This window comes from Paenibacillus sp. JJ1722 (assembly GCF_048282685.1).
Lineage (GTDB): Bacteria > Bacillota > Bacilli > Paenibacillales > Paenibacillaceae > Paenibacillus > Paenibacillus polymyxa_B.
In genome coordinates this window covers 1,664,727-1,677,744 of record NZ_CP182500.1, presented here as the reverse complement: position 1 = coordinate 1,677,744, position 13,018 = coordinate 1,664,727, and the positions used below count along the sequence as shown (strand labels likewise).

The window sequence follows — 13,018 nt, the reverse complement described above, 5'->3', positions numbered from 1 at the left end:
GCGCTTATGAATGTATACGCGTTATTTTCGTGGCCCTGTAACCTTCTGATGACTGGATATACTCTACTTGATAACCCATTCGGGCATCCAAAAGCTCTTCCATAAACGGAAGGCACGGACTGTAAATAAAACTCCCTCCTGGCCGAATGGCTCTAAGCAATTCCATATATTTGCGAGCATATTCATGAATATTACCATCTGCCTTCAGATGATGATGTATAAAATGATTGGAGAATGCCATATGTGAAACGATCGTTCCCCATGTACGTTCTCCAAAGGTGATCTCTAACCAATCTCCTTGAGTGACACAACCTTCTGTTTCAGCCAACCGATCTGTTCCGTAAGCCTCAATTCCACAGGCACGTAAATAAGTAACTAACCGTGCCTCAGATCCGCATCCAACGTCTAGAACAGGCTCTTGCAAACGAGCAATGTCCAATCCCAGTAGATTGGCTTGCAACTCCGGCGTATACTCCTCACAAGGTATCCAAAAGGTATACTCACACTCTGCATACTTAGCAAACATTTCACGTCCGTTGGTACGAGTTAAAAAATCTCTCAAATGCCCGTAATGCTGCTGGAGCAGCAAGTCCAGGGTTGCTCTATCTATGAATTTCTTCTGGAACAACTTTTCAATCCGGGTGAAAAGTCGATCATACAGCTCCGTAAGCTCCCTCGCATGATCTGGGTGAAAATGTAGATACTGATTGGTATTTACAAACTGGGACAGTATTTTAGCCGCTACATCCGTCACAAAAGCATTATACGTATGCTGGCGCTTCAAGCTTTGAAGCATGAGGATCAGTTCCGAGCTTCTCTGCGTCAGCCAGTACGTCATTTCCGTTGAAGGTCCTAACAGAACAGAACCCTCGCGCATATAAAATAAACTCCGATGCTGATTGTACAGGAGTTGACCGTTAATAAGATTATGAAGTTGAGCGACTGTCATTCTCGCTTCCTCCTTAAGATCCAGAACATTAAAGCCCTACCCAAGCCTCAGCAATGCTATCTTTGGGTAGGGCCAGCTTATTTTCTAAGTATACCATGACTATGGAAATAATGTTTTATTGCGAATCTTCCGCCTGTACATAAGAGGATAAAGGAATATTCAACTCACGTATTCCCTGAGCTACCAGCCGAGCTATTTGCTCCGCACCGTATTCCTGAAAATGTGTATCATCCTTCACTCCATCAGGAAATGCAGGATACACCCCTGGCTCCACATGTAAAAATAACGGGAGTGTTCCTTCCAGGCCAAGTGTATCATAGTACGCTACACTCAAGCGGCTAAGATCGACCAGTGCAACATTTGTCTCCGATGCTGTTTCCTTCATGGCCTGCACATATTCCGGGAAACTAATCCGAAACGAGACACTTGCCGCATCATAATCCCGGCGGCCAACAGGAGTAATTAGCACAGGTGTTGCACCGCGTTGGATGGCTCCTTGGATGTAGGTTTTTAAGTAAACTTTGTAATCCGCGGGTGAAACATAACGCTCTTGGTTGTTGATCGCGGCATCATTATGCCCAAACTGTATGAGCAGATAATCTCCTGGACGGATATTGCGTAAAATATCATCTAACCGCCCTTGTACCAGAAAGGTTTTCGTGCTTCGTCCACCAATAGAACGGTTCACAAATATAGGCTCATCTGTGAAGAACGGAGCAATCTTTTGCCCCCAGCCCGCCTGAGGCTTCATCGCGGATTTATAGGTTTGAACCGTAGAATCTCCCGCAAGGTATACCGAAGGATGTTCTCCAGCCGTTCGAGCATCCTTTGGAGTAATAACCAAAGCGTTAATCTTCGCTTCATTACCTGAGAAATACAATTCGAGCTGACCATCGATGAGTGCAAGTTCAAATCCAGCCTCGACAAATTGTCCTGCTGTTTTGGTAGTAGGTTCTACCTTGACGATGGACTCGGCTTTAACCGTAATGTCTGTGTTTCCGGCAGTATCTCCGGCAATTAGAGAAAGCGTGTAATCCGCAGGTGGTAAATTGACAACAAATGATGATCCTTGAACACGAACAAAATCTGAGCGTATAGCATCACTTCCACCACGATCCTCTTCATTCACTTTGGAAAGATCGGTAAATCCATAGCCTCGCTCAGGCGTGTAAACATCCTTGGCAGTGACTTGGGTGTAGCCGTCAGCTACGTTCCCAGGGCCAAAGTCAAATCGAAGAGGCGCCGCAAGCTGTCTTTCGGCCAGTGCCTGCCCTGGGATAAGTATGGTTGCAAACAACAAGCTGAACCCTGCGCATAATCCAATCATCTTACCGAACAACCTGTGACGCTTTCCCTTTTGTTTCAAGCGCAACCCTCGCTTTTCAGGTTATTTGAGTGGTTTGTCATTGTCTCTACGTGTATTGCTCCCCGCCAGCTTTTGACAACCTTGATCCAGCGCCCAGGATACCACAATGCCAACCGTGTACCTGATCAGATCCGCGGTCAGGAACCCTTTCCCAAGCACCAAGCCGCCCAGCGTCGTTGCCCGAATGTGGTTAATCCAGGGAGCCTGGTACATCTGGCTGAACTCAATGGCGAAGCAAAACAGCAAGCTGCCCCACAGGGCTACAGACAATTGACGATTCACCCACAACATTCTCAGCCCCAAATAAATCATGCACGCCCACAAGGCATCCCCAAAGTGATCAGCAACAAATTCAGGCAACCGGGAGGAGTAAACCCGGCTTCCCAAACCCAACAAGATCGTGACCAGCACAGCAATTAGGTACGCAGCGCGAGCCTTCCAGCTGAATTTCGCCTTTATTTCCCGATTGGCCTTCCTGATGACGCTCTTACGAACGCTCCTCATGCTAAATCACCTGTCCTAATGCTGGGACATCTCCGCCAAGCTGCTGGAAATTCGTAAAGCATCCTCTCTTGGATAGCGCTTGCAAGATTGCTGAACCTTTTGCTGATGTCATATTGTATGCACACCAACTTGTCTGTATTTTTCATAATATAATTAATCATAATAAGCCTCCGTAATATCGTACAAACGTATCAGCAACTTCCAAACTGTTCGTGTGAGGATACTAAAATTCAATACCACGCACCTTGGCAAAAACCATTTGGTGTACCATGCTTCCCTCTTCATCATACTCGACGTTTCTTAAAATCCCCTCCAGTGTAAAACCTGCACGTTCCGCTACCTTGGCGCTGCGCGTGTTTCTGGAATCACAACGAATCTCCACCCGATTGGCATGCAAATGCTGTATGGCAAAATCCGTAATACCGTGCACGGCCTCTGTTATAATGCCTTTTCCGGTCCATGATGTTCTGAGCCAATACCCAATTTCAAATCTTCGTGCATCCCAATCAATACGATGCAGACCGCTGCTGGCTACAAATTCTCCCGAAACCGTATCGAATATATACAACATCATATCAGACCGATCCAGAAATTTAAGTCTGGCTTGGCGCGAACGGATTTCAGATTCCTCTGCCGTAGGAAGATTTCTTGCAAACGGAAGCCAAGGCCGCAGTTCATTCGCACTCTCTCTCATCGCCTCATTGACTGCCGCCCCATCCCCCCATTGCGGAGCGCGTATGGTCAATCGTTCCGTCTGGAATTGGTCAGGGAACGATAAGAGAATGGGATTCGGTTGCTGCTCCATACTCATGATGCACCCTCCTCCTTATTCGTTGAATAACTGCGACGATCCAGCCAACCTGTGATTTCACGCAAACTCCCAATCTGATAATCCGGTACAATGCCTGTTTCCTGCCACGTCATAAAGCCTTCCAGCCAGATGGTATGCAATCCTGCACTTTGTGCACCACGAATATCATTTGTCGGGTGATCGCCTACATAACAGGCATGGCCGGGATCGACAATGTCCAGCTCATTCAGAGCCAACTCGAAAATTCGAGGATTAGGCTTCTGGATGTTGACGCCGCCCGATACGATAATAGAATCCACATAATCCCTCAGCATAACTCGGTCGATTTTCGCTTGCTGCGTGCGGAGTGAGCCGTTGGTGATAATACCCAGCTTCAAGCCACGCGACCGCAGTTCGGACAACACTTCCTTGGCCCCGTCCATCAACACCGTAAACTTATGAAATTCACCATACCAAAAGCCCAGCATCTCTTGTACTGACGTATCGGAATTTTTCAGTTCCAAGTCTGCATGCAGCTCGGTATACAGTTCCCTCTTATCCCGGTACCCGTCCTGATCCGCCAAACGTATCTGTTCAACAACAGCCGCGCGGCTCGCCGGTTCTTCTGCCACAATAAATCGTTCAATAAAGCGCTCTGTATATGCCGCAAACGCCTGTTTACGATGAATAAGAGTATTATCCAGATCAAAAATAATCGCTTCTATGGACATAAATAGCTCCCTTCCTTCATCTTCTTGCACCGATTAGGCTGAAACAAATTGAATAATTCCTATTAGAAATAAAAGAAAAAAAACAGACAAGAAAACGATGATCATGTACTTCAAGATTCTCTTGGAGGTCGACTTTTGTTCCAGTTTGATCTCGATCTGGGTCAACCTTTCTTTGATTTCTTCCAAATCCTGCTCCACCTTCACATCATGCTCCCCTTCCTTCGTTTCGACTTATTCATCTTCCTGACACTCACTCACACAAGTTGCTCCAAAAACGCACTTTTTTTACGGCATTAAAATCAATTTGTTCATAAGGCTTCTCCCCAAATTCCAGCTTGAAATACTCCTGCAAACATTCCCCATACACGATAATATCCGTTTGATACACTGAAAATACCGGATTTCCTTCTTCAGATGGCTGCTCTGGGATATATCGATGTCCGTTGATCGGGATTAGCTTGGGCACACGTAAAAACTCACGTTTACATATATCAACGGCTTCCGCCGAATCTGTCGGTTTTTCGCCCCATTCGGGAGGCCAGAATATATGCTGCTCTACATCAAAAATCATACCTTCCAGCGGCCAATTCAACCTTTGCCGAATTACCCCCATCCGCTGTGGTGACGTATCTCTCCAAGGAATAAAGCTTTTACCGATGGGAAGAACGCTCATCAGAAGCTCCCGCAAATCGGGTGGGAAGTGAATATCATACCTGCCTTCGACGTCGGTAACCTCCTGCATGGATAAGCCTGGAGCTAAGGTCACATCGTGTTTACGTAATAAATCTATGATATAAGCGATATCCATCTCTTATCGACTCCTCAGCAGCTAGCTAGTTGACCGGATTGGTCAAGAGGCCTACCAGGCTTGTAACTTCAACTTCACCAACACGGCGCGGGCCTTCCATAAAATATCCCCTTGTTCCTACCTGTATCCGGTGTCGGTGTACCTTTTCCCTCATTTCTCCAAACAAAACCCACATTCTCGCCTGTCCTTCCCGGTGAACCGGACGCTCGGTATCCATGATCAATTGACCATCTCCATCTTCAAACTCAGGATGTATGGCGTAAATCCCCGTCGTCGTGATATCATCGCTCTCATAGGCAAAATCGCAGCGGTACCCCTGAAAAGGCAGCTGTTTCCTGCCTCCTTCTTCCGGCGTGTAAAATCGATACTTTATTGTAAAATCGTGCGTATGCTGTCTGCTATTTTCATAGGGGTTCCACATTTCATATCATCCCCTTAGGTCTTTTCCAAAAATATGTACTTCTTTCTAGTGTAATTCAATAGGAAAAGAAATCCAAGACCTATCCGCAATACATTGCTGAATAAGCTTGGATTATATGAGAGTCCTTTATTATAATATATGACTTCTATACTTGCTGTCCGTTCACCTGAACATCTACGGCTACTTGCTGCCCCAACCAAGCCTGCATGCGATTCCACGAAAAAACCTGCTCCATGTGAAATACACCATATGGAAGTTCTGAACGGTACAGGGCGAGCGCTGCAAAGACGGTTGCCTTAGCGGTTAAATCAGATTGATGGTGCCCCCTCAGCCGACATTCGACCTTCGTCTCCTTGCCATTGAGCGTTCCTCGGGCATCTACCTTGACCGCTACAGCATTCCCTCCTAGATGTATCTTGCCAAAGCTGCGAACTACAGCATCACGCACAGTTTTCTGTCGGAGTAAACCTGATACTCCTATCGTTCGAAGCCCTGCCAGAAGCCGGGTGGTCAAGCGCGAATCGAAGCAAAGGCGTGTGCTAACCGTAGGAACTTTGAGCGTACGAGGAAGTGTCTGCTGATCCGAAAAAGGAAATCGATACGCCCGATGACGACCCACTCCTGCACCAAAGTCTGCTACTATTCCGTCGGTAAAGCTTTTTCGAGTCACAGGGCGTCCCTGTTCTATAACCTCCAAATCGGCATGAATCTGATCTACTGTCCACTCAATGGCAGCCTGACCGTGTCGATCCCCCAAGCCCAGCATCAAAGATATATTCAACTCATCCGTCTGATCCATGAGCTGTGTCGCTTGCAGTGCCAACAAATTGGTCAGCCCCGGAGCTAATCCTACACTTAACAGGGCTGTGGCCTGATAAGCTCGAGCCTCTTGATGACACTGCTCCACTTGACTCAAAAAGGCCGCATTCGCGGTAATATCCATGTAATGCACCCCATGTCGAAGACAGGCACGTACCAAGGCCGTATTGTCCTGATCCAGACACATGATAACCATTTTGGCTTGCTCTAATATCGACGGGTCCAACGGCTCATGGATATTAAGCTGCAGGGGCTTTATCTTACCATTCGATTGTCTACTAAATTCAGTGGCACGCTCCAGGCTACGACCTGCGGCAAATACCTTGCCGGGAAACATTTCACTTAACTCCGTGCATATAATTTTTCCAACATGGCCATACCCGCCAATGATGATGATGTTATCCTTTGTCATAAGTCGTCTCTCCCTCTTTAACCGCAAACCATGCATTTACTAAAAAAGCGCCATAATACCGGGTGATGTGGGTAAAGCCTGCCTCTATCAACAGTTCCTGTATTGCCGCATTGGACACCGGGTTTGACTCACGACCGATGGAAGCAGCGAATCGTTCCCAATCCTCGAGTGAAATGCCCTGACTCAGCATATGACCTTTCCATGCCTGCATTTGGATGGAAAAAGAAGGCTCCTGCGGATTCCCATTAATAGAAGCTAGACAAAAAGGTGCACCCGGCTTGAGTCGAGCGGATATCTGGCGTAGCAATGCCTGTTTACTTTTCAAGCTCCGAAGAAAATGAAGCACCAGCAGGCAGGTAGCAGCGTCATAGACCGGTTCTCTGCATGACTCTTCGCCGTGCTTTTCGTGCTGTTCTTCAGGCTGTTCTCCAGACAACACTTCCAACGTACCTGCAACAAACGATATTTTTGAACTGATGCCCGCATGTGTCACACGCTTACGTGCCAAATCCAGCATGTGCTCAGAGGGATCGACTGCCGTAAAGGACCATGCTTCATGGCGCCCTCCGAGTGTTATCAATTCCTGACCGCCTCCAGCACCGACAATTAGCACATTTGGATCTATATTTCTAGTATGAGCTTGTGCCTCAAGCTGTGCGGTTATCAGACAGTCTGTCATCTCATACAAATGAGCATATCCAGGTATTTTTAAAGCAATCGTATCCGCGTACTTATGCACATTCGGATGATTCCAGCTCATAGGTTGGTTTGAGTCCGTATTTCCAATAGGGGTATGTCTCATATGTGCTTTCCTCCAAACATTTAGCCTTGATCTTCTCAGACCATTCGTTTATTGTAGATTTTATTAAGAATCATTCTCAATTATAAAGACAATACGAATATCCACCATCCCATAAATGTGGGATTTAATAAGCGCGCTTGAGAATCTCCAGCTTTCACGATAGGAGTAAATGATGAACGCACACTACACGCAATTTGCACAGCTTAAGGACGCCCGACAGCAAATCATTGATCTGGGGGAAAAAGCACCCTCATCCCTAACGTACAAGCACACCCTAATCGACCGCTTGCGTACTCAGATTGCTTTCGATGCGGCGTGCTGCACCTCAGTAGATCCGCGTACGCTGCTTTCCACGGGGGCATTTACAGAGTCGGGTGTGGAGGACATTCATAACAAACTGCTGGAATACGAATATCTGCACGACGATATGATGAAATATGATCAGTTGGTGCGAGAAGGACAGTCTGTAGCGACGCTACATGGGTCTACACAAGGCCAACCGGATCGGAGCACACGATATAGAGATGTTTTGCAACCCGCCGGATTCGGGGATGAGCTGCGTGTTCCGTTTATGTACAAAGGGAGCTGTTGGGGATTTCTTACGTTGTTCCGTCATCATGGAAAGCCTGTATTCAGCGAGGAAGAGCAACAACTGCTTGAAGCATTAGCGCCGTCCATAGCCTACCATCTGCGTCAGGCCAGTGTCGGTTTATCTCCAGCCCCTGCCATGATTACGGAAAATGAACTTGAGCCAGGGGTTCTAATGCTTTCCGATAAGCTAGAACCGATCTCGTCCAATACAGTAGCAGAGCAGTGGCTACAGCTGCTTCGGCAGCAGGAGGGAATCCATGAAGACAGCCTTCCGGCTCCTGTCCGGGCGGTATGCCTGCGAGCGCTATCCACTGCCACTGCACCAGCCCGACTATGTATCCCTTCCGCAGACGCAGGCACCCCATGGGTAACCATCAGAGCCACCCTTCTGCAAGGCGGACAGGAGCATACGGGTCAGAAGCAGCTAGCCGTATGGTTTGAGGCTGCTAAAGCAACTGACATGCTACCGCTTATGACCGAGGTGTACTCATGGTCCGAACGAGAGAGACAAATTGTCCAACTCATTGTTCAGGGCTTTTCGACCAAGGAGCTGGCTAGCGCACTTCATATTACTGCCTACACGGTGCAGGATCATCTGAAAGCGATTTTCTTGAAAACAGATGTAAGCAGCCGTCGTGAGCTAGTATGGAAGGTATATTCTAGATTCAATTAACCTATGTAAAGAAGACAGATGACCCGATTAGGGATCATCTGTCTTTGCATCACTGCTCTATTTGGACGCAAGAGCCTTATTTCTTCGAAGAGGAGTTCGTATCATCGTATGACACTGGTGAGGGCTTCGCAATCCATTCATCAGCCTCAGGCTCGATATCCACGCCATTTTCCAGCTTCGTTTTCTCCATCAAGGAATCTCCGTCCTCGTCCTTCTTGTTGCGGATTTTCGCTTCGTCTTGAGTGTGGTCGCTCATGTTGATTCCTCCTTTTTTAATTTCATCTGATGGTTGTACCTTACTCATAATTACCCATTGCCGTCCTGTACAAACCTCTACACGACCAGATGCCCTTTTTTCTCCGCCGGTCCAATGGTCGCCTCAATGCCAGCATTAAACTCCAGAAAGTCGCTCTCCACTCCATCGCTGAAAATAACTCCATTTTCCGGCATCTGCGATGCAATCCGTAGCGGTTTTTCGGCTGCTACCTGACCAAACACGAGATCCGCAGCAGTCGTTCGACTGGGGAATGGTTCTCTCACCGTAAAATAAAGCGATGGCGAACTCCAAGTTGCACGATGATCATGACTCATTCCGTCTGCTGCCTCTTCCTGAGTGAAGGCTACACCGGGCATCAGCTGGCCTGGAGTCAGCGAGATTGGATGCCGTGTAGCACTGCCGACAATTCCGGCCGCTCCAGCCAGCACACTGGTCAGCCAGCCTGTCGCTCCCAAACCGGTTGAAACGATAATGCCGCTGGATGATTGTTGCTCTACCTGATCCTCCAGCCTTAGCTCATATCTCGCGGAGACATGAGTTTTGCGCCCAATGAACAAATCATTTACAGCATACAAGGATTGGCCATCATTTAATTGGGCTTTAGCCAGCGTAACCTCCTTAATTGGCCGTCTGTGCACGAACACATCCGGCACCACCCAGCGCAGGTCGGATACAGTAAACGGCAGCAATACCCCGTCCCAGCGCAATGGATCTGGATTCACACCGATAAGTGGCTGCTCGGTCAAATACTTTAACGTGTTGGCTACCAGCCCATCCTGACCCAGCACCACCACTGTATCCTGCTCACCAAAAATAAAGTTCGGCACATGCTCCCGCTCCACAATCTGAACACGACCCAAGGCTGTTAACTCCGACGTTGCCGTTGCCACCGCCCTGCGGTAATTTTCGTCCTCCAGCACATAATCACTGAAATCCGCACCCAACCGTTCCATAAAGAAGCGAGCCTGCTGCACCGTATTGTATCGGACAATCAGTTCCTCCAGTCGCGTTTTACGCTTCACCAAAATGATCTTCTGCTCTGTCATTCGGCTGCTCATCGTGTTCTTCCTCCAGACCCTCTCGATCCTGCTGATCCGCTAGCTCCCGTATCTGACATGAGACCTTGCAGCAGATCCGGCGTAATATTCAGCTGACCGATTTTGCCTGCATTTTCTGCAAGCTCCTGGAATGCAATCGCAATTAGCTTATCCGGGCTCATATCCATGTTGGCCATAGCTTGAAGTACGTTCGGCTCAACATCCTGCAACGATTTCATGACTGCTGTCAGCTCATAGGCCTTGGCATCGGCTTCTGCCTTTTTATTCGTTACGGTCAACTCAATCAGCTCGCGTTTTTTCTCCTCCAAGGCTGTGTCAAATCGTAGCTGCTCCTCTTTCATCTCGCTTTGCTTTTGCTTCACAGAACGCTCGGCATCGAGTTGAGTTTCGCGGATTTGTTTCTTTTTCGTCTCTACTGCAATCTCAGTGTTCAGCTCGTTTTCCTTCACACGCCGCTCTTGCTCAATAGATGCATTACGACGTTCATACAAAGCATGATCCGCGTTGCGAAGAATCTCTTCCCTCGCTTGAGCCTCCAGCGCTCTCATCGTCTCTTTATTGGGTAGAATCGCCAAAATCGACAGCCCCATAACCTCAATGCCGAGCTTTTCCATTTCCGTATGCTGTGCAATATCCTTCGTCATATTTTGGGCCAGACGTTCACTGGACTGAACAGCTTCTTTGAGCGGGACACGCTCCAAATACTTTTTGGTAAGCACCTTGGCGATGTTAATCACCCGTTGGGCCAGCTTGCTCGGGTCATCCGAAATGTAGCGTCGTTCCTTCAAGTCATACGTATAGTTTAAAATCTGCGTCGTTCTCCGATAATCCACAATTCGATAAGTCAGTTGCCCCTGCACCGTCACCGCCTGAAAATCATTCGTCATGTCCTCAAACATGAACGGCGCATCAATGGAAGAGACGGGCACGACAACAACCGAGGTGGTCGGGGCGTAGTAATAAAAAGATAATCCAACACCCTCTCGAACCACCTTCCCGTTTTTCACCTTCATCACATATTCACTGGGCTGAAATTTAACAAAATTAAATCCAAACATAGCCGCTTCCCCGCTTTCATTATAGTTTATGATATTTTGTTATTATCATTTTGTTATTAACAATAAAATAACACACATTTTCAATAATATCAATATGACATTTTTAAAAAAATAAAGGCCATTTCCCCTCCGATATGCTCGGTTAGAGGAAACAGCCTTATTGAAACACTTTATTTATCATCCACATTCCATTCTCTATAAAATTGCTCCAAGTACATCTCCATCCATTGATGCCGAACTTCCGCCAGCTCTCGGGCATAAGCGGTATTCATTAAATCCTTGAGTTTGAGCAGCTTTTCGTAAAAATGGTATATGGCACTTTTACCTGCGGCACGATAATCATGCTGTGAAAAGTCTTTATCCGGGTGATGCATCATACTGCCTTTTGAGCCAGCATACATAAAGGTTCTTGCAATCCCAATCGCTCCAAGAGCATCCAACCGATCCGCATCCTGCACAACTTGACCTTCCAGCGTTTCCATAGGCGGGTTTTGTCCACCATTGTAGGACATCGTAGCTATAATAGTCATCACGTGCGTGATCACATCTGGATCACTTACATGCAGAAGCAGCCACTGCTCTACTTTATCCAGGCCCGCTTGCTTGGAATCATTTAATTTTTCATCCGCTACATCATGCAGCAGTGCTGCCAGTTCACAAATAAACGAATCTGCACCCTCTTTGGCAGCAATTTTAAGGGACAGCTTTCTCACCCGGTCTATATGAAACCAATCGTGACCACTATGATCATGCCCCAACTGCTGCTGTACAAAGGGCTCCGCCTTTTGAATAATATCTGCCAAAATCGCTTCCTGTTGCTCCGTTCGTCTCTCCATATGTCACCTTTCAATCCCGTCCATACTTTCTATGGTAGGTTCGTTTAATTTTTTAATGCTTGGCCATCTGCTTACTGCGAATCATTGAGAGCGCCTTACGGGCTGCCAGTTTCCCATTCGGGCTTCCGTGCTTCACCACTTCTTTTAATAATTCGGTCGCTGGTTCATATCCATGATGTCCTAAAAGGACACATGCTCGTTCCTGTACATACATATCCTCATCGTCCAAATAGGGAAGCAATGAGTCTAGTTCGCAGGTAGGCGTGATCGCCATTAAGCTATAAAGATGCTGACATCTCACATCATCATCCACAGGTGAATCCTTTTCTAGCAAGGCTCTTAGTTCATTCATGCAACGAATATCTTCCGCTAATTGTTCTGTGCTAATGTCCTCGCCGGACGGATAATCCTTACGTAGCTGTTCCCACTCCAGTGCTGGATTTTGCTCCAACTCTGCAATCAGAGAAAACGCACTTCTGTACGCCGGTGACAAATCCGTTTCCTCGTGACTTATATAACACAACTTATATGCTAACGGCCCCTCCACATATATGCCAACATAATTAGAATGGTCATCCGTCCATAGAGGGACGATATGTTTAAATACCTCGATCTGCCCCATCCACTTGATGCCCTCGGCAAGCTCTTGCTCATTCATGAGTTGAAGCTGAACGTTCCGTCCCTCTCGTTCCTTGCTATGTACATGCAAAGCTTCCACCATGTCGTCTGGCAGATGAATTGCTAGCCGTTCAAGTACCTCTTGTAAGCTCATTTTTCACGCTCCTTATCTTCTCTACTCAAAATCTACTATATAAAACCGAAAAGGACAGGCTTTCTTCATTTTATTCTATATGGTGTATGCTATCCAACCTTTAGAACGAGAAGTCAGTAACCTGACAAAAAAAGAACCTCCAAAACCACAT

The 13,018-nt window shown here is 47.2% G+C and carries 15 protein-coding genes; 1 reads left to right on the top strand and 14 read right to left on the bottom strand.

Annotated features, from left to right (window positions below):
* Nucleotides 1-4 precede the first annotated feature (4 nt).
* From ACM1ND_RS07415 to ACM1ND_RS07375, 9 genes are all read right to left on the bottom strand, one after another.
* Nucleotides 5-949, bottom strand: coding sequence for a class I SAM-dependent methyltransferase (locus tag ACM1ND_RS07415; protein ID WP_418027433.1), 945 nt, complete (start codon nucleotides 947-949; stop codon nucleotides 5-7).
* Between the two features lie 115 nt (nucleotides 950-1,064).
* Nucleotides 1,065-2,276, bottom strand: coding sequence for a rhamnogalacturonan acetylesterase (locus tag ACM1ND_RS07410; RefSeq protein ID WP_028542979.1), 1,212 nt, complete (start codon nucleotides 2,274-2,276; stop codon nucleotides 1,065-1,067).
* A gap of 60 nt (nucleotides 2,277-2,336) precedes the next feature.
* Complete coding sequence (locus ACM1ND_RS07405; protein WP_023987731.1) at nucleotides 2,337-2,819, bottom strand: DUF2809 domain-containing protein; 483 nt, start codon at nucleotides 2,817-2,819, stop codon at nucleotides 2,337-2,339.
* 223 nt (nucleotides 2,820-3,042) lie between these two features.
* Nucleotides 3,043-3,630: a GNAT family N-acetyltransferase gene (locus ACM1ND_RS07400; protein ID WP_053324941.1), complete on the bottom strand. Its 588-nt coding sequence runs from the start codon at nucleotides 3,628-3,630 to the stop codon at nucleotides 3,043-3,045.
* On the bottom strand, nucleotides 3,627-4,340 hold the full coding sequence (locus ACM1ND_RS07395; RefSeq protein WP_071558992.1) for an HAD family hydrolase: 714 nt from the start codon (nucleotides 4,338-4,340) through the stop codon (nucleotides 3,627-3,629). Before ACM1ND_RS07395 ends, ACM1ND_RS07400 begins: the two co-directional genes overlap by 4 nt.
* Nucleotides 4,341-4,590: 250 nt before the next feature.
* On the bottom strand, nucleotides 4,591-5,148 hold the full coding sequence (locus ACM1ND_RS07390; protein ID WP_053324940.1) for a hypothetical protein: 558 nt from the start codon (nucleotides 5,146-5,148) through the stop codon (nucleotides 4,591-4,593).
* Between the two features lie 25 nt (nucleotides 5,149-5,173).
* Nucleotides 5,174-5,569, bottom strand: a complete 396-nt coding sequence (locus ACM1ND_RS07385; RefSeq protein WP_071558994.1) for a hypothetical protein — start codon at nucleotides 5,567-5,569, stop codon at nucleotides 5,174-5,176.
* A 145-nt stretch (nucleotides 5,570-5,714) separates the two neighbouring features.
* Nucleotides 5,715-6,800 carry a saccharopine dehydrogenase family protein gene (locus tag ACM1ND_RS07380; protein ID WP_418027430.1) on the bottom strand — a complete coding sequence of 362 codons (1,086 nt, stop codon included), beginning with the start codon at nucleotides 6,798-6,800 and terminating at the stop codon, nucleotides 5,715-5,717.
* Nucleotides 6,787-7,602, bottom strand: coding sequence for a class I SAM-dependent methyltransferase (locus ACM1ND_RS07375; protein ID WP_418027428.1), 816 nt, complete (start codon nucleotides 7,600-7,602; stop codon nucleotides 6,787-6,789). The genes ACM1ND_RS07380 and ACM1ND_RS07375 overlap by 14 nt, the downstream gene beginning before the upstream one ends.
* Before the next feature lie 172 nt (nucleotides 7,603-7,774).
* On the opposite strand from ACM1ND_RS07375, the gene ACM1ND_RS07370 reads away from it, so the two are divergent.
* Nucleotides 7,775-8,866 carry a LuxR C-terminal-related transcriptional regulator gene (locus ACM1ND_RS07370; protein ID WP_418028020.1) on the top strand — a complete coding sequence of 364 codons (1,092 nt, stop codon included), beginning with the start codon at nucleotides 7,775-7,777 and terminating at the stop codon, nucleotides 8,864-8,866.
* Nucleotides 8,867-8,942: 76 nt separating this feature from the next.
* Here the strand turns inward: ACM1ND_RS07370 and ACM1ND_RS07365 are convergent, their stop codons facing one another.
* The 5 genes from ACM1ND_RS07365 to ACM1ND_RS07345 all read right to left on the bottom strand — a co-directional run bounded on the left by ACM1ND_RS07365 (nucleotide 8,943) and on the right by ACM1ND_RS07345 (nucleotide 12,867).
* The gene (locus ACM1ND_RS07365) at nucleotides 8,943-9,122 is read right to left on the bottom strand and encodes a hypothetical protein (protein ID WP_013309345.1); all 180 of its coding nucleotides are present in this window, start codon (nucleotides 9,120-9,122) and stop codon (nucleotides 8,943-8,945) included.
* Nucleotides 9,123-9,199: 77 nt separating this feature from the next.
* Complete coding sequence (locus ACM1ND_RS07360; RefSeq protein WP_053324936.1) at nucleotides 9,200-10,201, bottom strand: sugar kinase; 1,002 nt, start codon at nucleotides 10,199-10,201, stop codon at nucleotides 9,200-9,202.
* Nucleotides 10,198-11,259, bottom strand: coding sequence for an SPFH domain-containing protein (locus ACM1ND_RS07355; protein ID WP_013309343.1), 1,062 nt, complete (start codon nucleotides 11,257-11,259; stop codon nucleotides 10,198-10,200). Before ACM1ND_RS07355 ends, ACM1ND_RS07360 begins: the two co-directional genes overlap by 4 nt.
* 170 nt (nucleotides 11,260-11,429) lie before the next feature.
* Entirely contained in the window at nucleotides 11,430-12,095 is a 666-nt protein-coding gene (locus ACM1ND_RS07350) for an HD domain-containing protein (RefSeq protein WP_418027426.1), read from the bottom strand.
* Between the two features lie 52 nt (nucleotides 12,096-12,147).
* Nucleotides 12,148-12,867 carry a HEAT repeat domain-containing protein gene (locus ACM1ND_RS07345; protein WP_028542988.1) on the bottom strand — a complete coding sequence of 240 codons (720 nt, stop codon included), beginning with the start codon at nucleotides 12,865-12,867 and terminating at the stop codon, nucleotides 12,148-12,150.
* Between the last annotated feature and the right edge of the window lie 151 nt (nucleotides 12,868-13,018).